Below are 25,410 nucleotides of genomic sequence, written 5' to 3' on the forward strand. Positions count from 1 at the left end.
ATTATTTTCCCTCCCAAATTTGAGGAGTTTGTTTATGGAAATCAGTAGCTTGCTCGTAAGTATGTGCTACGCGATAAATTGTTGACTCATCAAAATAATTTCCGATAATTTGTAACCCTAGCGGTAATCCATCTTCAAATCCACAAGGGATAGAAATTGCTGGCACACCTGCAAGGTTAATTGGAATTGTTAAAATATCATTAGCATACATCGTCAATGGGTCTTCTACATTTTCTCCAATTTTGAATGCTGGAGTTGGTGCAGTTGGTCCAACAATTACATCATAATCCGCTAACACTTTATCGAAATCTTGTTTGATAAGTGTACGAACTTGCTGTGCTTTTTTGTAGTAAGCATCGTATGTTCCAGCGCTTAACGAATAAGTCCCAAGCATAATACGACGTTTAACTTCGTCACCAAATCCTTGTGCACGAGTTTCTTTATAAAGATCCAATAGGTTTTCAACGTTTTCAGCACGGAAGCCATAACGTATTCCATCAAAACGAGAAAGGTTTGAAGAAGCCTCTGAAGATGAAAGAATATAATATGTAGCTAAAGCGTATTTAGAATGTGGTAATGAAACCTCTTCCCAAGTTGCTCCTTGTGCTTCTAATACTTTCAACGCGTCCATTATAGACCCACGAACTGCTTCACTTACACCTTCTCCTAAATATTCTTTAGGCACAGCAATACGAAGACCTTTAATGTCGCCAGTTAAAGCAGCTGCAAAGTTAGGAACTTCAATATCCGCGGAAGTAGAATCATTCGCATCAACTCCAGAAATTGCTTCTAAAAGTAATGCATTGTCTTCTACGTTACGAGTAATCGGTCCAATTTGATCTAAAGAGGATGCAAACGCTACTAAACCGAAACGTGAAACACGTCCGTATGTAGGTTTCATACCAACAACACCACAATAGGATGCTGGTTGACGAATAGATCCACCTGTATCTGACCCTAATGAGAAGGGTACTTCCCCAGCTGCTACCGCTGCTGCTGATGCACCCGAAGAACCTCCAGGAACACGGTCCAATGACCATGGGTTTTTAGTTGTTTTATATGCTGAATTTTCATTGGAAGACCCCATTGCAAATTCATCCATATTCAACTTTCCGATTGTAATCATTCCAGCTGCACGTAGCTTTTGCACAACCGTTGCATCATAAATAGGATTGAATCCTTGTAAAATTTTACTTGCACAAGTCGTTTCTAATCCTTCTGTTACGATATTATCCTTCACTCCGATTGGTAAACCAAATAATGGCCCACGTTCTTCAAAAGGGGTTTTTTCTAATTCTGTAGCTGTTTCTAGTGCTTTTTCTTTATTTAAAGCTAAGAAGGCTTCTACCTCGCCATCAAGTTTTTCTACACGTTCAAAAGCTTCGTTTGTCAAATCTACTAAAGAAACTTCTTTACTATGTACAAGCGCTTGTAGTTCTTTCGCTGATCGATTAAATAACGTCATGATTTTCCCTCCTTACATCTATTAATCCATAATTGATGGTACTTTTACTTGACCAGCTTCTTGTTCTTTTACATTTAACATCATTGTTTCACGATCCAGCCCTTTAGTAGCAACATCTTCTCTTAGCACATTTACCAATGGTAGGACATGTGTAGTAGGTTCTACATTTGTTGTATCCAATTCTTTTAATTGCTCAGCAAATTCCGTAATTGCCCCTAGTTGAAGTGCAAACTTTTCTGCTTCTTCTTCTGTAATAGCAAGTCTTGCAAGATGCGCAACATGCTTGACTTCTTCTTTTGTTAATTCCGCCATTTATCACACCTCCGAATTCAGGTAACCATAAGGAATATCATATCATTTTTCACTCTACTTGAACAGAGTGTAACCCTAGCTTATTGGGAGTATATATGCACATACGCCTCTTCATCACCAGGTTTTTTCACAAGTAATGCTTCTGCACCATCCAATGAATTCACTTGTACCTCAATATTCATCGAAGAATTAAAGTACTCTTTTACTAAGCCCGCGAGATGCTGTGTAAATCCAATTACCTCTGCAGTTCCATAAAACTGAATAGGAATAGTGATTGTCCACTTTTGTAGTTGATTATCTTTGAAATACCCTGTCCCAATAATGCTCGTGTAATTAGAGAAATACATCTCTATATCGTGTTTGAAATCGCGGAAAGTTTTATCTAACTCACGATATTTTTCTTTAGAGTGCGTTGTAGGAAATAGAACATACTCCTCATCAATAGCTTTCCAATCAGAAACATTTTTCCCTGCTGGTGCTTTACTATACGTAAAATATGTTCCCGGAACTACTGCGTTTCGGCTATTTTGCTTAAACAATCCTACTACAATTGGAACATCCGCAAGACCATCCATTTTGCGTAAGCGGGTAACTACTTCTTCCGCAATTCGTTTACCATTCTCTTCAATTTGAGCCTGTGTTAGTTTCTCTTCGAAAGTAGCTCCATATTGTTCCTTTGTATAGTAATACGTGGAGTTTAAGGCAAGCCCTATGGAAATACCAGATAGACTGACTGCATTATCTGTTTTTTCCAAATAATTTTGCTCAACTATATGTGAAATATAAACAGGAGCATTTTTTGCTTTTGCTTCTCCTGTTAATCCTTCATCACTAGGATTCAATCCAGTTTTTGTTTGATTGCTTCTTGCTAGCCAATCCTTTAGTGTGCTTGTATCTAAGTACTGTCCTTCTTGGAACAAATATTTATCAGGCGAGAACTCATTTTGAGAAATACGAAGAAGTCCGTTTTCCACTTCCTTCATATCGTATTTAGTAGATAAATTAGATAACACTAGCCCCCTACTTGCACTTTCCTCATAAGGTAATAATGTTCGGTAATATGTTTCGTCTAGTTGCAAACTCGGAATTATTACTGTTTTGGCCTCTTCTTCTTCTGTATTTTGAATAACCCCTGTTTCGTCACCCAAAGAAGGAGCACAACCAGAGACCGTCAGTAATAAAGCCAGTGTCAACATGCCTATATATTTTTTGGTCATGTTCGCCACTCCCTTACTCCACTATGGAGTCTAATAATTTTTGTTCATCCCAAACCTCAATACCAAGGCTTGTTGCTTTTTCAAGTTTAGATCCTGCTTCTTCTCCAGCAATGACCAAATCTGTTTTTTTACTGACACTTCCAGCAACTTTGCCACCTAATGACTCAATCTTTTCTTTTGCTTCAGTCCGAGTAAGTTGTATAAGTTTTCCTGTTAACACAACTGTTTTACCCGCAAATGGACTATTTTCCATTACAGCTGCATCAATAATTCTACCAGTATACTGTAGCGTCAAACCTGCCTCTATTAATCGACCAATCAATAACTGGACTTCTTCCTGCTCAAAATAGGTCACTAATGAATCTGCCATTTTGTCACCAATTTCAAAAATGGCTATAAGCTCTTCTCTTGTTGCTTTCATCAACGTTTCAAAGCTATGAAAATTCTCCGAAAGTATTTTTGCAGCTTTTTCCCCAATATGACGAACTCCAAGTCCAAATAATACTCGTTCCATAGAGTTTGCTTTTGACGCTTCTATTGCTTCCACTAAGTTAGTTGCAGATTTTAGTCCCATACGCTCCAGCTTTACTAGATCATCCACTGTCAATGTATATAAATCCGAAATATCTTTGATGAGTTGTTCTCTAAATAACTGTTCTACTACTTTTTCGCCAAGTCCATCAATATTCATCGCATTGCGAGAGGCGAAGTGGTAAATACCTTCTTGGATTTGAGCGGGACATTGTGGATTTACACAACGAAGTGCGACTTCTTCTTCGATTCTGACTAATTCACTCTCACAAACCGGACAATTAGTTGGCATTTCGTATGGTACTTCTGTGCCTTTTCTCTCCTCCATAATAACTGATACCACTTCAGGAATAATATCTCCCGCTTTTCGAATGATAACATGATCACCGATCCTTATATCCTTTTCACGGATTAAATCCTCGTTATGAAGTGTAGCACGTTGTACAGTAGATCCTGCTACTTGTGCTGGCTCCAAAATAGCAGTTGGAGTGACAACACCTGTACGACCAACTGTTAAGTCAATATCGATAATTTTCGTGACAACTTCCTCTGCAGGAAATTTATACGCTATCGCAAATCGTGGACTCTTTGCAGTAAATCCTAACTCTTCTTGCTGAGCATAGTCATTTACTTTTATAACAATTCCATCAATTTCATATGGAATATCATGTCTTTTTCCTGTCCACTCTTCTATAAAGCTAAGTACTTCTTCAATCGATATACATTTTTGAGTTTCTTTATTTGTCGGTAATCCTAGTTTCTTCATAAAGCCTAGCGCATCCAGATGGTTGTCTATATTCTGTTCCTCACCGTCGCCACCCATGCCATAGACAAACATTGATAAATTTCTACTAGCTGTTATTTTAGGGTCGAGCTGACGTAATGAGCCCGCTGCTGCATTACGAGGATTGGCGAATAATACCTCACCTTGTGCTGTGCGCTCTTCATTTAGCTTTGCGAAAGAAGACTTTGGCATATATGCTTCTCCTCTTGCCTCCATGGTTACTTTTTCTTTTAAGCGCATTGGAATAGAACGAATGGTTTTAATATTACTGGTTATATCCTCACCAATCGTACCATCCCCACGGGTAGCCCCTCTTACTAAAAGACCATCCTCATATAATAGGGAAATTGCAAGTCCATCAATTTTCAGTTCGCATACATACGTTGGTGATTCATCGATAATACCTTTAATACGTTTATCAAAATCACGTAAATCCTCTTCATTGAATGCATTAGAGAGACTAAGCATAGGATTTGCATGAGTCACTTTTTTAAAGCCTTCACTTACAATGGAACCAACTCGCTGAGTAGGGGAATCCGGTAATATTAAATCTGGATTTTGTTCCTCCAAAGCGATTAGCTCATGCAAATATTGATCGTATACGGCATCAGGAACAATAGGATCGTCTAATACATAATAGGCGTGTCCATAAACATTTAACAGTTTGTGTAGCTCTTGTACTCGTTGTTCTAACTGATCCATCCAGGGTTCCTCCTGTTATGATTATACTTTTTCGATTGGGGCAAATTTAGCAAGCAGACGTTTAATGCCTGTTGGACTTGGAAATGCAATATCTAACTCGGTATTCTCACCTTCGCCACGAACACTGACAACCATACCTTCGCCCCATTTTTTATGAGTCGCTTTGTCTCCAACTTGCCAGCCCATTTTTTCCCCACCAGACTCGTTATAAGCCGGACGAGTAACTACTGCTTTACGAGTATTACCAATAGCTTTTGCATGTCTTTCTGGATTTTTGCCAATGTCTTTAGTCCAACCAACGACCTCTAAAATATCATCTGAAATTTCTTTGATAAAACGAGATGGGCTATTAAAACTGCCACGACCAAATATAGTTCGAGACTGTGCACAGGTAATTACAAGTCTTTCTTCTGCTCGTGTGATTCCCACGTAGGCCAGGCGTCGTTCCTCTTCCATTTCATCGTCATCACCAAGTGATCGTGAATGTGGAAAGATATTTTCTTCCATCCCAATGATAAATACTACTGGGAATTCCAAGCCTTTTGCCGCATGCATCGTCATTAAGATAATATTTCCTTTAGATATATCTTCATCTTCATCCAATTTATCTATATCGGAGATAAGTGCCAAATCAGTTAAAAAGGCCACTAATGACTTGTCCTCACTTTGTTTCTCAAATGCTTTCGTTACAGATAGAAACTCTTCAATATTTTCTAAGCGACTTTCCGCTTCAATTGTCTTTTCATTTTTAAGCATCGTGCGGTAGCCTGTTTTATCAAGCACCTGCTCGACAATTTCTGTGACAGACAAAAACCCCTGCATTTGAGTCAAGTTATTGATCAACCCTTGGAATTGAATAACAGAATTTACAGCACGAGCTGGTATCCCCATAAAGTCGACTTCGTTTAATGCTTCTAAAATCGAGCGGTCCTGGTCCAGTGCATAGAGCGCCATACGTTCAAAAGAAGTTGCTCCAATATTTCGTTTAGGCTCATTAATGATTCGAGCTAGTGATAAGTCATCATCGTTATTTGCTATTAGACGTAAGTAAGCAAGTAAGTCTTTGATCTCTTTACGGTCATAGAACTTTGTACCGCCAACGATTGTATAAGCCATATTCGACTTAACAAGTACTTCCTCCATCACACGAGATTGGGCATTCGTACGATACAAAATAGCAAAATCATTTAATGTACGATTTTCTAATTCCATCAATTCTTGAATTTTATGAACGACGTATTGTGCTTCCTGATGCTCATTCATCGCACGAAATAACTCGATTTTTTCTCCCTCTAGGTTTTCCGTTCGTAAAACCTTCGGGTATCTACTCGTGTTATTACCAATGACGTTATTTGCCGCCTGTAAGATTCGCCCGGAAGATCGATAGTTTTGTTCTAACATGATTGCTTTTGCATTTGGGTAATCCTTTTCAAACGACAGGATATTCTGAATATCTGCTCCACGCCAGCGATAAATCGATTGATCCGAGTCACCAACGACACAAATATTTTTGAATTTTTTAGCGAGCAGCTGCACTAATTCATACTGTGCTTTGTTCGTATCCTGATATTCATCTACATGGATATATTGGAATTTGTTTTGGTAAAATTCAAGTACATCAGGAACTCGTTTGAACAATGTCAATGTCAGCATGATTAAATCATCAAAATCGAGGGATTGGTTCTTTCTCAATTTTTTTTGATAGCTTTGATACACATTTGCAACTGTCTTTTCAAAAGGATTCATCTCATTCATCTGTGCACGATAAGTATCCGAATCTATACAAATATTTTTGGCACCGCTGATGGCATTTAGCATCGAGCGAGGATCATATTGTTTCGAATCAATATTTTGTTCTTTTAGTACATTTTTAATAACCGTCAATTGGTCACTTGTATCTAGTATCGAAAAGTTTTTTGTGTACCCAATTCGATCAATATCTCTTCTTAAAATACGTACGCACATAGAGTGAAATGTAGATACCCACATTCTTTCTCCAGTTCCTGGTCCCAATAAACCATCTATACGCTCCCGCATCTCTCTTGCTGCTTTGTTTGTAAAGGTAATCGCTAAAATTTTCGATGGATATACTTCCTTTTCGACGATCAAGTATGCGATTCTATGCGTTAATACACGCGTTTTCCCAGAACCTGCACCTGCCATAATAAGAAGTGGACCTTCTGTTGTCTTCACGGCTTCTTCTTGTTCTTTATTCATACCATTCAATAAGTTTTTCGCGATGATTTCCATAGTGCACTTCCCTTCTTTAGAACATTTGTTCTATCATATCGTAATTTCATTATTTACTCAATGTTCTTTACAGCTTGAACTGTCATTAACGCTTCTGCCAAGTTGTCATAGACATGATTACCCACAATGATTGTATCCGCATAGGTAGCCATTTGTCTTGCATGCTCCTCTGTTTGAATACCTCCACCATAAAATAGCTTTGTGTTTTTTAAACGATTCTTCACTTTTTTCACTGTTTGTACATCGCCATACATTCCGCTATATTCCATGTAAAAGACAGGAAATTTAAACAAATGCTCGACCATTTCCGCATATGCTATGATATCTTCTTCACTGCCCGGTTCCACTGCATTCGTCAGTTTTGCCGCTTTACAATTAGGATTTAAAATACAATACCCCTCTGGGATAATTTCATCCCAATTCATAACCTCTCCAAATTCCTTAGTAGCTGCATGATGTAAATCCTTTACCCACTTCGTTTCAGAACTATTTAACACACTCGGTATAAAATAATAATCGAATCCTGGTGTAATAGATTCAATCGTAGATACTTCTAACGCCACAGGAACTGCATATCTTCTTATACGCATTAGCAAATCTATCACATTGTCAAGCGTCACATTATCTGATCCTCCGATGATTATCGCATCTGTACCAGATTCGCATATTTTTTCAAGAGCTTCTGCATCTATAGCTTTTGCTGGATCTAACTTAAATATATGTCGCCAATCTTTATATTCCATTTTTTCACCTACATCTAATTAGTTAACATCTATTTATTATAACAAAAAAACTGAACAGACATCGCTGTTCAGTTCATGTTGTTACATATTTTGAAAACTTATATTTTTCTTCCTACTCTTTTATAATTGGTACAGGATTTTCATCTGGGTATAGACGCCCTAACATTTCATCGTAAGTACCATTTCCATAGTCATATGCACGTCTTACACGTGAAATTGTTGCAGTACTTGCCCCAGTTTCTTTTTTAATAGATTCATAAGTTTTCTTCAAGCGTAATAAGTGGGCTACCTCAAACCGCTGTGCCAAGGATTGAATTTCACTTATCGTACATAGGTCATCAAAAAATCGATAGCATTCTTCCATATCTTTTAATTCTAATACCGCTTTAAATAGTTGTTCCGTTTGATTGCCTTTTATTTTTTCAATTTGCATTGCGGTCATCCTCCTCTTTCTTCAAATCGGCTATGTTATTTCGTCTCTGCATTTTCACTTATCTCATATAGGCATCTAGGAGTTAGGGTAAATAAGTTACCATTTTCTCTAATCCAGGACTTGTTGGTATAAAACTGATCCAGGTCTGTCCAGGTACTAGTTTGGCAGGAACTCCATTTTCCATCGGCATGAGGATTCCATCGATATTTTCCCATTCTATTTCCTTCATAATACCCGCTTGAAAAATATAAGCTCTTCCACCATCATTTAAAGATAACTGAAGTCGGCCAGAACTATCAATAACTTTATGAGGCATTTCCATGCATATTATATTTGCAATTTTAATAGTTTCATCTGTCTCTTTATCTATTGTTAGAACTCCAGCGGTCTCTCTCTCATAGATACCTTCTTCGGAAATATACGTATACTTATTTTCAAAAGAGGGGCCCGAGCCGTAATGGATAGAAAAGCTAGATACAGGATTACCAATTTTTATACCTTCATAAGAGTCAAAGAAAGAGAACTTCGGTATTTTACTAATTTCCATCGAAGCTCCTACTTTTTCTGCACCTGCTAAAATATTATCCTTTGAAATATACGAATTATGAGGAGCTTTCCGCTCACTCGATCGCTCAAATAATATACCGTCGTATTGCATTCCATTTATGTTATCAACTACTCCTGAACTCAGCATTTTTTGAGCATCTGGACTATATCCATGTGCAATATAAAATGCGTCCAACCCTTTGGCGATGTTCACAAAGTAATCTCTAGCACTTCTAACAGGACCAAGTTTTTCTGGAATCTCACTTTGATACACTGCTAAAAATCTTGTCACATTGCCTTCTGCTAACATTTCGTAAATGACATCCGCTTTTGCAATTCCCGACTGTGGACGTGCAAGTGGGTGATTATTTATAGTGACTAGTACAGGTCTTTGTGTCAATTCTTTTTCCATGCCAATTCCAGTGAAAGGTGCAATATACGGTAGCACTGCTTCCTCTTCTGGCACTTCTACTTCTTCCACAATATCTTCTATTATCTCTTCTACTGGTTTTACTTCTTCTTGTCCTTCCGCTTTATTGGAACAAGCTACAAGAAGTAAACTTGCGGCTACTAAAATCCCCCATTGTTTGAACACAACCTACGTCCCCCTATCTCATTAATGCTGGAAATAATACTTGTTTTTTCATTACATCAAAAATTCCTCTTTGCGTAATCCTTACGTATGGCAAGTGTGTCGCTTGAAGAAATAATAATGTGTAAATCGCATCCCCATGCTTAAATCCTCTAGTAGCTAGTTCTCTCTTTAATACTAGCTCCTCTTCTATTAGTTCTTCCACTGACTTATTAGAAAGTACCCCACCTATTGGGAGTCCAAGAGAACAAATGACTTGTTCATCCTCTACAATGACAATTCCACCATTCATTTTTTTGACTTCGCGGAAGGCTTGCTGCATACTTTTCTTGTTCTTGCCGATTAAAATAATATCTCCTGTATTGGAATACGAAGAGGCGAAGCCCATAAGTGAAGTGGCGAAACCTTTAATAAGTGTGGAAACCTTCCATTTTCCTTTACGATCTATTAACAATAGAAAACTTTCGTCGTGATCTTTTGATAGCTCGATATCGTTTGTATCGAATGAGATGGAATATGGTTTGGTAATGACGTCATTTACCATTTCTATCCCAAACGGCATCGAGAACTGAAAATCGGCTTCAGATACATCAAATGACAGGTTTAGGTCTGGCATGGATGACCAATCAATTGGCTCTAGTGCCCTTGTTTTTTGTTGCTCTTTTTTCAACCAAACTCCTTTGGATAACACACTTAATGGGACAGGACTTTGCTCATCCTTTAAGAAATTGAGGTTTGCAAAACGTCCCGTTGCAATCACGCCATGCAAATTAGACAAATTATAGTATTTCGCCACATTAAAGGATGCCATTAAATATGCATCAATCGGTTTTACACCTGCATCTAGTGCGACTTGAATACATTTATCCATGACTCCATCCACATGAAAAGAAGGTGTAGCTCCATCTGTCGTCATCATTAAATGATCAAAAATATGAAGATCCTTTTCTAAAATATCTTTTAGAAGTTGAGGAAGATCAGGACGTATCGACGAATGACGGAGTGTTACCGCATACCCATGAAGAATACGCCGTTCTACTTCTTCAATGGTCATCGCCTCATGATCTCCATCTGCACCTAATAATCGCATCCTTGCAAGTGTACGCTCAGAAGCTCCTGGAAAATGACCTTCAATTTTCATACCGTTTGTCTTGGCTTGCTGCATCCAATAAAGCATTTGATCATCACCAGAAAGCAAACGCGGCCATCCAGTTAGCTCACCACCCATAATGACATCAGGACGATTAATCCATTCTCCTACCGTTTTGGAAGTAAACAATTCTTCTTCATTCTCTAACTCTGTTTGAGAATCAAAACGTGCCCACCAATAAAAAGAAAATGGCATTTCTTCAAGTTCATCTATTAATGAAAACGCTTTCTTATTTTCAAGCATCAAGAAAAATGTTAAGTTATCTGCGATAAATGTTGTTGTTCCTAATTGAGCAGCATAGTCTGCGAATGTTTGTGGATTATAAAGTTGGAATGGATGTACATGAGGTTCGATATAACCAGGTACTATTTTTTGACCTGTTGCATCATATACCTCTGTTTGTTCAGAAACTAATGGCATTTCAGAACCTGTATAAACAATTCGATCTTTCACAATCCAAATGTTTCCTGTAATCCATTTCTTTAAATGACTATGCAGAAATGTTGCATTAGTAATAACAATGTCCGGAGACCGCGTTCCATTGACCACATCAATTTGATGCCTTATTTCTTCAATTTTCCAAATGGGATATTGCATACTATCCATTCTCCTTTCTTTTTGTTTACTCATAAATCAAATTTCAAAATAGAGTATTTTGTAGTGAAATCCTAATAACATTGATTTTCCACTTTGTACCAGTGAAAAATCGTATGTAAAATCAAGTTATATTTATTGCTATCAGTAATAATGAAATTGACTCTCATAAAAGTAATATTAGCATAGTACTTTAGTAAAGCAAAGTATTGAATTTGAATTTTAAGGAAATCTTAATGGAATATTTGGAAACAGGAACTTAGAATCCACCCCATAAAAACAGGCAAGAAAAACATATCGTTTTTCTTTGCCTGTTCATCCACTATTGAAATGTACGCCAACCAATATCTTTACGGAAAAATAGACCTTCCCATTCTAAGTCAGCTAAGCCTTCATATACTTTTTGTTGCGCTTCTTTTAAAGTAGACTCGCTTGCAGCTACTAGGATTACACGTCCACCGCTAGCGATAAAGTCCTCGCCATTTGCTTTTGTACCAGCGTGGAAAACGTGCATACCAGAATCGGTTAATGAACTTAATTTTGGTAGCTTAGCACCTTTTTTCACATCTACTGGATAGCCTTCTGATGCAATTACAACTCCAAGCATTGCTTCATTTGACCATGTTAATTCAAACGGTTTTTCATCCATCAAGGCTATCATGAATTCTCCAAAATCACTAGTCATACGTGGTAATACTACTTGCGTCTCTGGGTCTCCAAAACGTGCGTTGAATTCAATCACTTTTGGTCCCGCGTTTGTCAAAATAAGTCCTGCATAAAGAATACCAGTGAAAGAGATTCCTTCTTCTGTCATAGCTTTCACAGTCGGAACAACAACAGTTTCATAGGCTGTATCCACAATATCCGGAGAAATTTGGGGAACTGGTGAGTATGCGCCCATTCCGCCTGTATTTGGTCCTTTATCGCCCTCATAGGCACGCTTATGATCCTGTGCAATGACCATTGGGTAAATTTGACCTTTATGTACAAATGACATAAAGGAGAATTCTTCACCGTCTAAATACTCCTCAATGACTACGCGTGATGAGGATTCTCCGTATAATTGATTTCCAATCATGTCTTCCACAGCTTGGTTTGCTTCATCTACAGTCATGGCAACTACGACACCTTTACCAGCTGCAAGCCCATCTGCTTTCACAACGATTGGGGCACCTAGTTTTTCAATATACGCTTTTGCTTTATCTACTTCCGTAAATGTTTCATAAGCTGCAGTTGGAATATTATATTTTTCCATAATTTCTTTTGCAAATGCCTTACTACCTTCAATCTGAGCGGCAGCTTTTGTTGGTCCAAATATGCGTAACCCTTCTGCTTTAAAATAATCTACAATGCCAGCTGCCAGTGGTTGCTCCGGTCCAACAAATGTTAGGTCGATTTTATGATCCTTTGCAAAGGTTGCCAATTCCTCAAAAGCCAATGCATCAATAGAAACAATTTGAACATCCCTCGACATACCGTCATTACCAGGAGCCACAAATACATTTTCAACTGATGGAGAATCCATGAATTGCTTGGCGATCGCATGCTCACGGCCACCACTACCAATTACGAGAATATTCATCTAGCAATTCCTCCTTAGTGTTTGAAATGGCGCACGCCAGTGAATACCATTGCAATGCCATATTCATTTGCTTTGTCGATAGAATCCTGGTCTTTCACTGATCCTCCTGTTTGAATAATAGCCGTGATGCCTGCTTTAGCAGCTACCTCCACTGTATCGTTCATCGGGAAGAATGCATCCGAAGCAAGACCAGCTCCTGTTGCACGTTGTCCCGCTTGCTCTAGAGCAATTTTAGCTGAGCCTACGCGGTTCATTTGTCCTGCTCCAACACCTATTGTCATATCTTCTGTAGCTACTACAATTGCATTTGATTTTACGTGTTTAACTACGCTCCAACCAAGCTCTAATGCTTTCCATTCTTCTGCAGTTGGTTCGCGGTCCGTAACGACTTTCACATCTGCATCCTTTAATCCGAATGTATCAGGAGATTGAACTAGTAATCCACCTTCTACCGATACTGTATTCCAAGCATCCTTTTTCGTTTGCTCATAAGAAATAGTCAGAAGACGAATGTTTTTCTTCGCTGTTAGCATTGCAATTGCCTCGTCTGAGAATGAAGGAGCAATGATAATTTCTAAGAAAATACCCGCTAATACTTTTGCAGTTGCTGCATCTACTTCACGGTTTAATGCAACGATTCCTCCGAAAATAGACGTCGAATCTGCTTCATAGGCTTTGTTGAAAGCATCCGAGATAGTTTCACCTGTCCCAACACCACAAGGGTTCATATGTTTTACCGCTACTGCAGCAGGAAGCTTGAATTCTTTTACGATTTGAATAGCTGCATTGGCATCCTGAATATTGTTATATGAAAGTTCTTTACCATGCAATTGAGTGGCAGAAGCAATCGAGAAATCGGATCCAAGCGGACGTTTGTAAAATGCTGCTTGTTGATGAGGATTTTCACCATAGCGCAAAGATTGTTTACGTTCATATGTAAGTGTCAATAATTCTGGAAACTCTTCACCAGTTAGATCAGTCATATAACCAGCGATCAACGCATCGTATGCTGCGGTGTGACGGAACACTTTTGCAGCAAGTTTGCGGCGTGTTTCAAGTGTCGTCTCACCAGTCTCTTTTAACTGAGCAAGCACTTCATCATAATCAGAAGCATCTGTTACAACTGTTACGTACTGATGATTTTTCGCAGCAGAACGAAGCATTGATGGACCACCGATATCAATATTCTCGATAGCATCTTCAAATGCTACATCTTGCTTAGAAATTGTTTCACGGAATGGATACAGGTTTACACATACTACTTGAATAGGAGTTATTTGATGTTCTTCTAGTTGTGCTTGGTGTGAAGGGTCGTCATGCTTTGCCAATAAACCACCATGTATCATTGGATTTAATGTTTTTACTCGACCATCCAAAATTTCTGGAAAGTTTGTTACTTGGTCTACCGAGGTAATAGCCACGCCATTTTGTTCCAAAAATGCTTTTGTTCCACCGGTCGATAAAATTTCATAGCCAAGTAGTTCCAACTCTTTTGCAAACTCGAGAATTCCTGATTTATCTGAAAGACTAATTAACGCACGTTTTGACACCATAATTCCTCCTTAAATTGGTAGTTCTAGTTGTGTTCATTGTTGAGATTTGAACTTAATAGCTGCCGTATTTGCTTTCAAGGCTGCTACACAGCATGTAAATAGATATATTTTCCTTTTCGCAAGTAAGCTCTACTTGAGAGGAAGTAACCGTAGAGTAATCGCAAGTAACTTATAGAGTTTAGCAAGTAAAATTGTATTTAAAGCAAGTAAGCAGGGATACCAATAAAACATCTCTATAGAGATAACTATTCTATACGGTTGTGCGCTGCCGCACACTACTCATGAGCCTTCAAGGATGAGTCGCTACGCTCTTTCATCCTTTTTGAAGTCTCATTCTTCGTGCTCTTGCGGCGTGTAAGGCGCACATCCTAGAGACTGCAGATAAGTATAAATTACCCTTCATGAATGACCAAAAGGTTAATAGAATTTAGAATAACCATTACAATTTAGTAATGATCCTATTCCAAGCAAATGTTAAGTTTACACATAACAGCGTAAAAATGGTTAAACAAGCTATCTCTTTTCCAATAACCGTGGCCAAATTTTAAAGTTAGTTTCTACTCAATTTATTGATTGAAGTGGAAGGCGGCGACTCCAGCGGGAATAGCAGTCAGGCTAAGACCTCGCAGACTTGCGCTAGCAAGTTGAGGAGGCTTAGCGACTGCCCGCGGAAAGCGTCCGCCTGAAACGAAAATCAACAGTATTAATTAATCAATTAATTTATTTTCAAACAACTGCTGTAAAGCCTTCGTATACAACGCATGCTCTACTGCATGGATACGTTCTTCTGTTTGTTCTCTATTGCCTTCCACTACCTCTACTGCTTGCTGCGCAATTATATTTCCCGTGTCCATTCCTGCGTCCACATAGTGAACCGTTACTCCGGTTACCTTCACTCCGTGCCCCATTGCTTGTCCAATGGCATCTTTCCCCGGAAATGCGGGAAGCAACGAAGGGTGGATGTTAATAATTCGATTCGGAAATGCTTCTAATAAAACATCACCGATTAATCGCATATATCCAGCTAGCACAATCCACTCTACATCTAGCTCACGAAGTTTTTCTAAAATTACTTGTTCATATGCTGCCTTCGAAGGAAAACTAGCAGGCTTAATAGCAAGTATATCGATGCCCGCTTTCTCAGCACGCTCTACTACAAAAGCACCTGGCATATCAGTAACTACCAATACTACTTCTCCAGCAAGGTTTCCTACTTGCACTGCATCATAAATAGCTTGAAAATTAGTGCCACTCCCTGATGCAAACACAGCAAATTTCGTTACTCCGGTCATTACACTAAGCTCCCGTCATGTGTTCCGTTGAAGATAACACCTTCACCTTTCACAACACGACCAATTGTAAATGCTTTTTCTCCATGAGCTTCCGCAATTTCAATTGCTTTTTCCGCTTGTTCTGCAGAAAGTGCTAGTACAAAACCAATTCCCATATTAAATACATTATATAAATCACGGTCCGCTAGCTCGCCTTTTTCCTTTAACAAATCAAATACAGGCAGCACTTCCCATGAACCAAGTTCAACTTCAACGGCTAGACCATCAGGCATCATACGTGGTAGATTTTCGTAGAAACCTCCCCCTGTAACATGTGCCATTCCGTGGATAGAAAGCTCTTGATGCATTTCCATCACTGGCTTCGCATAAATTTTCGTAGGTGTTAAAAGTGCCTTACCAATCTCACCTAAAGCTTCATATCCTTCTATAACATCCTTTGGTGAGTAATCTTGCTCTTCGAATACAATTTTGCGCACAAGTGAATATCCGTTCGAGTGAACACCGCTTGAAGCAATACCTACGAGCACATCACCTTCAGTAATATTTTCACCTGTTACGATTTTTGATTTTTCGCAAGCACCAACTGCAAATCCAGCGAGATCATATTCATCTTCCTCATATAGACCTGGCATTTCTGCTGTTTCTCCACCGATTAATGCTGCTCCCGATTGCACACAGCCATCTGCTACACCTTTAACAATTTGTTCAATTCGTTCAGGAACAGCTTTACCAACTGCTACGTAATCTAGGAAAAATAGAGGCTCTGCCCCTTGTGCAACGATATCATTGACACACATTGCCACACAATCTACACCGATTGTATCGTGTGAATCAGTCATAAATGCAAGCTTCAGTTTTGTTCCAACACCGTCTGTTCCCGATACCAACACAGGTTCTTTATAATTCAATGAAGATAAATCGAACATTCCACCGAAACCACCGAAAGTACCCATGATTCCTTTTCTAGCTGTACGCTCGACATGTGATTTCATTCTTTGCACGGCTTCATATCCTGCCTCAATATTCACGCCTGCTTTTTCATATGCTTTTGACATGTAAAATCCTCCTATCGAACAAGCTCTTTTTCATGTGGTAATTTCGTATCCGCGTAGATACTTGTCGGATATTCTCCAGTAAAACACGCTAAACAATGTCCACAATTCTTTTCAGCATCTGATCTTCCAATTGCCTCTACCATTCCTTCAACCGATAAGAATGTTAATGAATCTGCCCCAATCAGTTCACACATTTCATCGATTGTATTATTTGCAGCAATAAGCTCCGAATCCGAACTAATATCTATCCCGTAAAAACAAGGATTCTTTAATGGAGGTGAACTAATAACAACATGAACCTCCGTCGCCCCAGCATCCTTTAGCATTTTCACGATGCGACGAGAAGTAGTTCCACGAACAATTGAATCATCTACCATGACTACTCGCTTTCCATTTACAACTTGACGTACTGGTGAAAGCTTCATCTTCACTCCACGTTCACGTAAGTCTTGTGAAGGTTGGATAAATGTTCTTCCGACATAACGGTTTTTAATAAGACCAAGCTCATAAGGAATTCCAGTAGCCTCTGAAAAACCAATCGCAGCCGAAATACTCGAATCAGGTACACCTGTTACAACATCTGCATCAATACTCAATTCTTTTGCCAGTTGTTTACCAAGACGTTTTCTAGCCATATGAATATTAATGCCATCAATATCTGAATCCGGACGAGAGAAATAGACATATTCCATCGTACAAATAGCACGATCTTTTTTCTCTACGTAACGCTCTGAACGGCAGCCATCTTCATTAATGATTAATAATTCACCTGGATCAATTGAACGGACTAGTTCTGCCCCTATTAAATCGAATGCACTTGTTTCAGAAGCAACAACCCATGCCCCGTCTAACAAACCTAACGAAAGTGGACGCATACCCTGCGAATCCTGAGCAACATACATAGCATGTTCGGTCATGATCACAACTGCAAAAGCTCCATCTAATAAACGTAATGCTTGTTTTGCTCGATCTTCGAATGAAGCAAGATTACTTTTCTTCAATAAATGTGCGAGAACTTCTGTATCCGAAGTAGTTTGGAAAATACTACCTTGCTGTTCTAAATTACGTTTTAAACGTGTTGCATTTACGATATTCCCGTTATGAGCAATCGCAAGGCCACCAGTTGTCGAATTAAATAGTAATGGCTGGACGTTTTCAATTCCAGAACCGCCAGAAGTAGCATATCGTACATGTCCTACTGCAGCATGACCTTCTAATTTTTCTAGCTTGCCGTTATTAAATACGTCATTTACTAAACCTTCCCCTTTTACCGCACGTAGGTACTTGCCATCCGTTACAATAATTCCAGCACCTTCTTGCCCTCTGTGCTGAAGTGCATGTAATCCGTAATATGTCATGGCAGCAGGGTTTGGGTGTCCCCAAATCCCGAAAACGCCACACTCTTCGTTTAAGCCTCTGAGTTCAGCAAGCATGTTATTGCTCCTTTCCAAGCGGAACGGAATTCATCAACAGAACCGCTAATCCAAGTAGTTCCGTCTTCATGTGAGATTACTACATTATTAGCATCAGTTACTGTACCAATTTGTACTGCATCTGCTACGATTTCTTCAAACTTACTAGCATTTTCAGGTTTTACAGTTACGATAAAGCGTGATTGAGATTCACTGAATAACGCAGTTGTAGCAGATCCCGTAATAGTTACTTCTACTCCAAGACCAGTCGCATCGAATGCTTTTTCGGCTAAAGCTACTGCAAATCCTCCTTCAGAGATATCATGTGCAGACTGTACAACACCTGACTTGATTGCTGATAAAAGAGCTTTTTGACGAGCTACTTCTACTTCAAGGTCGATAGTTGGTGCTTGCCCAAAAATACGTTTTTCAACTAACTTTTGAAGCTCAGACCCACCAAATTCTGTTTTTGTTTCTCCAATTACAAACACAATATCTCCAGCTTGTTTCACTGACTGTGTTGTTACATGTGCAAGATCTTCTACAAGTCCAACTAGACCAATTGTTGGCGTTGGGTAAACCGCAGTTCCACTACGCTCGTTATATAACGAAACATTCCCACCAATTACTGGTGATTCTAATGCGATACAAGCCTCTGAAATACCGTCCGCTGATTTCTCGATTTGCCAGAAGATTTCTGGGTTCTCTGGGTTACCAAAGTTTAAGCAGTCAGTAATTGCAAGAGGTTTTGCTCCTGAACAAACAACATTACGAGCAGCTTCTGCTACTGCGATTTTCCCACCTACAACTGGGTCTAGATAGATGTAACGAGAATTACAATCTGTTGTCATAGCAAGTCCTTTATTCGTCCCGCGAACTCGAACTACCGCAGCATCTGAACCAGGAGTTACTACTGTACTAGTACGAACTTGATAGTCATATTGATCGTAAACCCATTCTTTCGAAGCTATTGTTGGTTGTTGAAGTAGATTCAATAATGTCTCTTTATAATCTGACACTGCCGGCTCTACATTTTCCATTGCTTGGAATTCTATATAGTAAGCAGGTACTGATGATGGTTTATAGTAAACTGGCGCTTCTTCAGCAAGTGCGTCTGCTGGTACATTTGCTACTACTTCTCCGTTATGAATTAAACGAAGCATTTTATCGTTTATTACTTTACCGACTGCTACACAATCTAGGTCGTATTTTTCAAAGATTTTTACAATCTCATCCTCACGGCCTTTTTTCACAACGATCAGCATACGTTCCTGTGATTCAGAAAGCATCATTTCATATGCAGTCATTCCAGTTTCACGCTGTGGCACAAAATCTAAGTTCATTTCTACGCCGAAGCCAGCTTTTGAAGCCATCTCCGCAGATGATGAGGTTAACCCTGCAGCACCCATATCTTGAATACCGATTAAAGCATCTGATTTGATCACTTCTAAACAGGCTTCTAATAGAAGTTTCTCCATGAATGGATCTCCTACTTGAACAGCAGGGCGCTTTTCTTCAGAAGCTTCTGTTAATTCTTCCGATGCGAATGTCGCTCCATGAATACCGTCACGCCCAGTTTTTGCACCAGCGTACATTACTGTGTTACCAACACCCGCTGCAATCCCTTTTTGAATATCCTCATGATTGATCAGTCCTACACACATTGCATTAACAAGTGGATTTCCTTCATAACAGTCGTCAAATTGAATTTCTCCACCTACTGTTGGAATTCCGATACAGTTACCATAGCCAGCAATACCAGCTACTACCTCTTCAAATAAATATTTCACACGTGGAGTCTTAAGTTCTCCAAAACGAAGTGAATTCAGCATTGCAATAGGACGAGCTCCCATTGAAAATACATCACGAATAATACCGCCTACGCCCGTTGCTGCTCCTTGATAAGGTTCTATTGCAGAGGGATGATTATGTGATTCCATTTTGAACACAACAGCTTGACCATCGCCAATATCAACGATTCCAGCACCTTCTCCTGGTCCCTGTAATACATGCTCTCCTTTAGTAGGGAACTTGCTTAAAACCGGTTTAGAGTTTTTATACGAACAATGCTCGGACCACATAACCGAAAATAAGCCGGTTTCCGTATAGTTAGGTAGACGACCAAGAATTTTCTCCACCATTTCAAATTCTGAGTCGGACATTCCCATTTGAGCGTATATTTTTTGTTCTTTAATTTGAGTTGGATTTGGTTCAAGCATGACTGACATGAGTTTCCCTCCACTGTTTCACTATTGATTTAAATAACGCTAGTCCATCTGAGCCGCCAATTAGTTCATGTACAGCACGCTCTGGATGAGGCATCATACCAAGGACATTTCCTTTTTCATTGACAATACCTGCAATGTCCTCAATGCTTCCATTAGGTCCTTCAGAAGCGTATTTAAAAACAATTTGGTTATTATCTTTTAATCTAGTAAGTGTATCTTCGTCGCAATAATAGTTTCCCTCACCATGAGCGATAGGAATTTGAATTATTTCGTCTTTTTTGTAGCCAGTTGTAAACTGTGTAGCGTTATTTACTACTTTTAACTCTACAGTACGACACATGAATTTTAAGTTTTTATTGCGTAGAAGCGCTCCGGGTAACAATCCTGCTTCAGTTAACACCTGAAATCCGTTGCAAATACCAAGGATTGGCTTACCTGCTTCTGCTGCTTTAACTACTTCTGACATTACATTCGATTGGTTAGCCATAGCACCACAGCGTAGATAGTCCCCATATGAGAACCCTCCTGGTAGTAAAATACCATCAAACCCACTTAAATCTGTTACGTCATGCCAAACATATTCTACTTCTTCCCCAAGCTCGTCTTTGATCGCGTGATACATATCTAAATCACAGTTCGATCCTGGAAATACGATTACTGCAAACTTCATTTGCTTACAGCCTCCTCAACTTCATAACGATAGTCTTCGATTACTGTATTAGCTAAAAGTTTTTCACACATTTCTTTAACTACTGTATCAATATCACGAGTTCCCTCTTCAATTTGAAGCTCTAAAAACTTTCCGATACGAACATCCTTCACTTCGCTGTACTCCATTGAGTGAAGGGCTCCCATAACAGCAGAACCTTGTGGATCTAAAACACTTTCACGTAACGTCACATACACTTTAACTTTTTTCATTTGGATAATCCTCCTAGGCGGGAAAGTATTATTTCATAAACTTCTGTTAAGTTTCCTAAATTACGTCTAAACACATCTTTGTCTAGTTTTTCATTTGTTTTGTCATCCCACAATCTACAAGTGTCGGGAGAAATTTCATCAGCTAGTAGGATTTCTCCATTTGCCGTTTTTCCAAACTCTAATTTGAAATCGATTAGGGTAACACCTATTTCTTTGAAAATGGGTTGAAGCACTTGATTGATTTCTAGTGCTTTCAATTGAAGCGTTTCTATTTCTTCGGGTGTAGCAAGTGCAAGTAATTCAAGATGTGCATTTGTTAGTAGAGGATCGCCAAGTTCATCGTCTTTGTAATAGAATTCTACGATGGCGTGATTTAAAGGTGTTCCCTCTTCCATTCCTAATCTCTTTGATAGACTACCAGCTGCAATATTACGAACTACTACTTCAAGTGGAATGATATCCACTTTGCGAACAAGCTGCTCATGATCTGAGATTTGCTCTACAAAGTGGGATTCAATTCCTTTGCTTTTTAACTGTTTGAACAGGATCGTTGTGATTTTATTGTTTAATATACCTTTTCCATCGATGTTTTCCTTTTTCTCACCGTTAAATGCTGTAGCACTGTCCTTATATGATACAAACAAAATATTTTCATCTTCTGTTTCAAATAATTGTTTTGCTTTGCCTTCGTATAATAGACGACCTTTTTCCACTTTCAATTCCCCCAAATCATTCTAAAGCTTAGTTAAGTCCTAAACGTTCAAAAATCATATCTACATGTTGAATGTGATAGTTGTAGTCAAAGCAATCATCTAACTCTTCTTTTGATAATAAAGAAGTAACTTGCTCATCCGCATCCACAAAAGTACGGAAAGCAGTTTGAGATTCCCATGCTTGCATTGCAAGAGGTTGTACAGTGTCGTATGCTGTTTCACGAGCTAAACCTTTGTCGATTAATGCAAGTAACACGCGTTGAGAGTAGATTAAGCCAAGTGTTGAATCCATATTGCGCTTCATATTCTCTGGGAATACTGTTAAGTTTTTCACGATATTACCAAAGCGGTTCAACATATAGTTAAGTGCAATTGTCGCATCTGGTAAAATAACACGTTCCGCAGATGAATGAGAAATATCTCTTTCATGCCATAATGCAACATTTTCATAAGCTGTCATCATGTAACCACGGATAAGTCTTGATAGTCCAACCATGTTTTCCGATCCAATTGGATTACGTTTATGTGGCATAGCAGAAGAACCTTTTTGACCTTTTGAGAAGAATTCCTCTACTTCACGTGTTTCTGATTTTTGAAGACCACGAATTTCTGTAGCAAATTTTTCAATAGAAGTAGCAACTAATGCGATAACACTTAAGTATTGCGCATGACGATCGCGTTGTAATGTTTGAGTCGAGATTGGTGATGCAGCTAACCCTAGTTTTTCACATACATATTGCTCAACAAATGGATCTATATTTGCATAAGTTCCAACAGCACCTGACATTTTACCTGTTTCAATTACTTTGGCAGCAGCCTCAAAACGTTCTAGGTTACGTTTCATTTCCTCTGTCCATAGAGCAAGCTTTAATCCGAAAGTAGTTGGCTCTGCATGAACTCCATGGGTACGTCCCATCATTACTGTGTATTTATGTTCTTTTGCTTTGTTCTCTAAAATTTCGATAAAATTTTCAATATCTTTACGTAAAACAACATTTGCTTGTTTGATGATATAAGAAAGAGCTGTATCTACAACATCCGTAGAAGTCAGACCGTAATGTACCCATTTTCGCTCTTCACCTAATGTTTCTGATACGGCACGAGTGAACGCTACTACATCATGTCTTGTTTCTTTTTCAATTTCTAAAATACGTTCTACATCAAAGGAAGCATTTTTACGAAGAAGAACTGTATCTTCTTTTGGAATATCTCCAATTTCAGCCCAAGCCTCACAAGCTAGAATCTCCACTTCTAACCATGCATTGTATTTATTTTGTTCTGTCCAAATTGCTCCCATTTCTGGGCGTGTATAACGTTCGATCATTTAATTTCCTCCTAGTTTATAACCAAATTTTAGATTGTTCTATTTCCTTTAATGTCTGTTCTACATCTGTTGATAGAATTGTTACATGTCCCATCTTTCTATTCTCTTTTGCTTCGCTTTTGCCATATAGATGAACCGACCAATTTGGATATTTAGCAAGATTATTTGTTACAGGTATCACATGCTGACCTAATATATTCACCATAACCGTTTCTGTCCAAAGCTTTGGCTCTCTTAGTGGCCATCCGCAAATAGCTCTCACATGCTGATGGAATTGAGAGATATTACAAGTTTCGATCGAGTAGTGACCAGAATTATGTGGTCTTGGTGCCAATTCGTTTATTAATAGTTCATTATTCTCCAAAACGAACATTTCAACCGCAAGTGTGCCTATTAAATTTAAATGGTTGGCAATTTTTTCGGCTGCCTCTATTGCTATTGAAGAAAGTGATTCTTCAATACGTGCTGGAACTATCGTTTCGTGTAAAATATGATTCACATGAATGTTTTCACCAATTGGTAGGCAGAACGTCTCGTCATTACCATTACGTTGTACAATGACAGATATTTCCTTTGTAAATGGAACAAAGGCTTCTGCGATACAGGCAGAATGTGTAAATAAAGATTTTGCTAAAGGTAGCTCTTCTTTTGTTTGAATTATTTGCTGCCCTTTGCCGTCATAACCTCCACGAGAAGTCTTAACTACGCATGGAAAGCCTACTTTTTCAATTCTTTGTTCTAGCTCTTCATATGTACTAGCTTCGACAAATTTCGCAATAGGTACACCAGCTGATTGGATTTCTTTTTTTTCAAGAATACGGTCTTGAGTGATTCTCACTAATTCTGCTCCTTGAGGAACATAAGCAATCTCAGATAATCTTTTTAATCCAGCATAATCAATGTTTTCAAACTCATAAGTTATAACATCACTTACCTCTGCTAACTCCTCTAACGCCGTTTCATCATTATACGGCGCAACAATTTGTATATCAGAAACCTGTCCGCAAGGTGAATCTATCGTAGGATCTAAAACCGCTACTTTAAATCCAGCTTCCTTTGCAGCAAGTGCCATCATACGACCAAGCTGCCCGCCACCAATAATTCCTATCGTCTGTCCTGGATAAATTACTTTTGTCATTGAAGTTCACCATTGCTTTCAAATACTTTGTTTTTCGTATCTTCTCTTCGCTTTTCAAGACGTTCTGCTAACTCATGATCTAGGATAGAAAGGATTTGAGCGGCAAGTAATCCTGCATTTGTAGCTCCAGCCTTTCCAATTGCAACAGTAGCCACTGGTACTCCACCTGGCATTTGAACAATTGATAATAATGAATCTAATCCGTTTAGTGCTTTAGATTGAACTGGCACCCCTATAACTGGCAGTGTTGTCTTCGCTGCAACCATTCCCGGTAAATGTGCTGCGCCTCCAGCCCCTGCAATAATCACCTGTATTCCACGTGATCTTGCTTCCTCAGCATATTCGAACATTAAATCTGGTGTTCGATGTGCAGATACTACTCTTTTTTCAAAAGGTATATGAAGCTCCTCAAGAATCTCGCAGCTATATTTCATTGTCTCCCAGTCACTAGAGCTACCCATTATCACACCAATTTTTGCATTCATTATTTATCGTCCCTTCTGTCAAATTCACCTCGGCATCGAAACTAAGACTCAGGCGATTACATCGAGCTTATTGGATTAACCTAAGGCAATATGAGTAAGAATAAAAAATTCCCCAAATAAACTACTCTCTCTATGAAAGAAAAGCAGTTTACTTAGGGAACATAATTGCCCGGTTTGTGTCGGAAATAACATAAACAAACACATCCTTTTGCAGTATCCATAAGTCGCTTTCCCTCATAGTCCAGTCATTACGGTGACTTGGTAGAGACGCTAAAGCCAATCCTTTAGCATATATGGGGATATAATCGTCTATTTCTATTCATATTTTAACAACTTAAATGGAGAACGTCAATGCTTAAATACGAACGATTAATTTTCAGATAACTAT

At 38.8% G+C, this 25,410-nt stretch carries 21 protein-coding genes and 1 riboswitch; all 21 genes read right to left on the reverse strand.

The features are described 5' to 3' along the window. Position 1: 1 nt before the first annotated feature. The 21 genes from gatA to purE all read right to left on the reverse strand — a co-directional run bounded on the left by gatA (position 2) and on the right by purE (position 25,022). Positions 2 to 1,465, reverse strand: a complete 1,464-nt coding sequence (gatA, locus tag ACN6MX_RS15830; RefSeq protein ID WP_419959799.1) for an Asp-tRNA(Asn)/Glu-tRNA(Gln) amidotransferase subunit GatA — start codon at positions 1,463 to 1,465, stop codon at positions 2 to 4. 21 nt (positions 1,466 to 1,486) lie between these two features. Further along, positions 1,487 to 1,777 (reverse strand): Asp-tRNA(Asn)/Glu-tRNA(Gln) amidotransferase subunit GatC, encoded by a 291-nt coding sequence (gene gatC / locus ACN6MX_RS15835; protein ID WP_419959800.1) that lies wholly within the window; start codon positions 1,775 to 1,777, stop codon positions 1,487 to 1,489. An 80-nt stretch (positions 1,778 to 1,857) separates the two neighbouring features. Then, positions 1,858 to 2,994, reverse strand: a complete 1,137-nt coding sequence (locus ACN6MX_RS15840; RefSeq protein ID WP_419959801.1) for a CamS family sex pheromone protein — start codon at positions 2,992 to 2,994, stop codon at positions 1,858 to 1,860. Positions 2,995 to 3,007: 13 nt separating this feature from the next. Further along, entirely contained in the window at positions 3,008 to 5,011 is a 2,004-nt protein-coding gene (gene ligA, locus ACN6MX_RS15845; RefSeq protein ID WP_419959802.1) for an NAD-dependent DNA ligase LigA, read from the reverse strand. 21 nt (positions 5,012 to 5,032) lie between these two features. Next, positions 5,033 to 7,261, reverse strand: a complete 2,229-nt coding sequence (gene pcrA / locus ACN6MX_RS15850; RefSeq protein ID WP_419959803.1) for a DNA helicase PcrA — start codon at positions 7,259 to 7,261, stop codon at positions 5,033 to 5,035. Positions 7,262 to 7,314: 53 nt separating this feature from the next. After that, positions 7,315 to 8,004, reverse strand: coding sequence for a heptaprenylglyceryl phosphate synthase (locus tag ACN6MX_RS15855; protein WP_419959804.1), 690 nt, complete (start codon positions 8,002 to 8,004; stop codon positions 7,315 to 7,317). Positions 8,005 to 8,116: 112 nt separating this feature from the next. Continuing rightward, positions 8,117 to 8,437, reverse strand: coding sequence for a YerC/YecD family TrpR-related protein (locus ACN6MX_RS15860; RefSeq protein ID WP_419959805.1), 321 nt, complete (start codon positions 8,435 to 8,437; stop codon positions 8,117 to 8,119). An 82-nt stretch (positions 8,438 to 8,519) separates the two neighbouring features. Further along, entirely contained in the window at positions 8,520 to 9,578 is a 1,059-nt protein-coding gene (locus tag ACN6MX_RS15865) for a DUF3048 domain-containing protein (protein ID WP_419959806.1), read from the reverse strand. A 13-nt stretch (positions 9,579 to 9,591) separates the two neighbouring features. Continuing rightward, on the reverse strand, positions 9,592 to 11,322 hold the full coding sequence (locus ACN6MX_RS15870) for an adenine deaminase C-terminal domain-containing protein (protein ID WP_419959807.1): 1,731 nt from the start codon (positions 11,320 to 11,322) through the stop codon (positions 9,592 to 9,594). Positions 11,323 to 11,641: 319 nt separating this feature from the next. Then, positions 11,642 to 12,901: a phosphoribosylamine--glycine ligase gene (gene purD / locus ACN6MX_RS15875; protein WP_419959808.1), complete on the reverse strand. Its 1,260-nt coding sequence runs from the start codon at positions 12,899 to 12,901 to the stop codon at positions 11,642 to 11,644. 14 nt (positions 12,902 to 12,915) lie between these two features. Continuing rightward, entirely contained in the window at positions 12,916 to 14,451 is a 1,536-nt protein-coding gene (gene purH / locus ACN6MX_RS15880) for a bifunctional phosphoribosylaminoimidazolecarboxamide formyltransferase/IMP cyclohydrolase (RefSeq protein WP_419962646.1), read from the reverse strand. 710 nt (positions 14,452 to 15,161) lie between these two features. Further along, complete coding sequence (gene purN, locus ACN6MX_RS15885; RefSeq protein ID WP_419959809.1) at positions 15,162 to 15,746, reverse strand: phosphoribosylglycinamide formyltransferase; 585 nt, start codon at positions 15,744 to 15,746, stop codon at positions 15,162 to 15,164. After that, positions 15,746 to 16,801, reverse strand: a complete 1,056-nt coding sequence (gene purM, locus ACN6MX_RS15890; protein ID WP_419959810.1) for a phosphoribosylformylglycinamidine cyclo-ligase — start codon at positions 16,799 to 16,801, stop codon at positions 15,746 to 15,748. Before purM ends, purN begins: the two co-directional genes overlap by 1 nt. An 11-nt stretch (positions 16,802 to 16,812) precedes the next feature. After that, positions 16,813 to 18,234: an amidophosphoribosyltransferase gene (gene purF / locus ACN6MX_RS15895; RefSeq protein WP_419959811.1), complete on the reverse strand. Its 1,422-nt coding sequence runs from the start codon at positions 18,232 to 18,234 to the stop codon at positions 16,813 to 16,815. Beyond that, on the reverse strand, positions 18,210 to 20,441 hold the full coding sequence (gene purL / locus ACN6MX_RS15900; RefSeq protein WP_419959812.1) for a phosphoribosylformylglycinamidine synthase subunit PurL: 2,232 nt from the start codon (positions 20,439 to 20,441) through the stop codon (positions 18,210 to 18,212). The genes purF and purL overlap by 25 nt, the downstream gene beginning before the upstream one ends. Continuing rightward, positions 20,425 to 21,111, reverse strand: coding sequence for a phosphoribosylformylglycinamidine synthase subunit PurQ (gene purQ, locus ACN6MX_RS15905; RefSeq protein WP_419959813.1), 687 nt, complete (start codon positions 21,109 to 21,111; stop codon positions 20,425 to 20,427). The genes purL and purQ overlap by 17 nt, the downstream gene beginning before the upstream one ends. After that, positions 21,108 to 21,362, reverse strand: coding sequence for a phosphoribosylformylglycinamidine synthase subunit PurS (gene purS, locus ACN6MX_RS15910; RefSeq protein WP_402853764.1), 255 nt, complete (start codon positions 21,360 to 21,362; stop codon positions 21,108 to 21,110). Before purS ends, purQ begins: the two co-directional genes overlap by 4 nt. Next, entirely contained in the window at positions 21,359 to 22,075 is a 717-nt protein-coding gene (gene purC, locus ACN6MX_RS15915) for a phosphoribosylaminoimidazolesuccinocarboxamide synthase (protein WP_419959814.1), read from the reverse strand. The genes purS and purC overlap by 4 nt, the downstream gene beginning before the upstream one ends. Before the next feature lie 28 nt (positions 22,076 to 22,103). After that, positions 22,104 to 23,399 carry an adenylosuccinate lyase gene (purB, locus tag ACN6MX_RS15920; RefSeq protein ID WP_211895466.1) on the reverse strand — a complete coding sequence of 432 codons (1,296 nt, stop codon included), beginning with the start codon at positions 23,397 to 23,399 and terminating at the stop codon, positions 22,104 to 22,106. A 16-nt stretch (positions 23,400 to 23,415) separates the two neighbouring features. Next, a complete protein-coding gene (gene purK / locus ACN6MX_RS15925; protein ID WP_419959815.1) occupies positions 23,416 to 24,537 on the reverse strand; it encodes a 5-(carboxyamino)imidazole ribonucleotide synthase in 1,122 nt (373 codons plus the stop codon). Beyond that, positions 24,534 to 25,022 (reverse strand): 5-(carboxyamino)imidazole ribonucleotide mutase, encoded by a 489-nt coding sequence (purE, locus tag ACN6MX_RS15930; protein ID WP_419959816.1) that lies wholly within the window; start codon positions 25,020 to 25,022, stop codon positions 24,534 to 24,536. Before purE ends, purK begins: the two co-directional genes overlap by 4 nt. Positions 25,023 to 25,239: 217 nt before the next feature. Continuing rightward, positions 25,240 to 25,339, reverse strand: a riboswitch (purine riboswitch). Positions 25,340 to 25,410: the final 71 nt, after the last annotated feature.

The sequence above is a fragment of the Psychrobacillus sp. BM2 genome, from assembly GCF_048572895.1.
Lineage (GTDB): Bacteria > Bacillota > Bacilli > Bacillales_A > Planococcaceae > Psychrobacillus.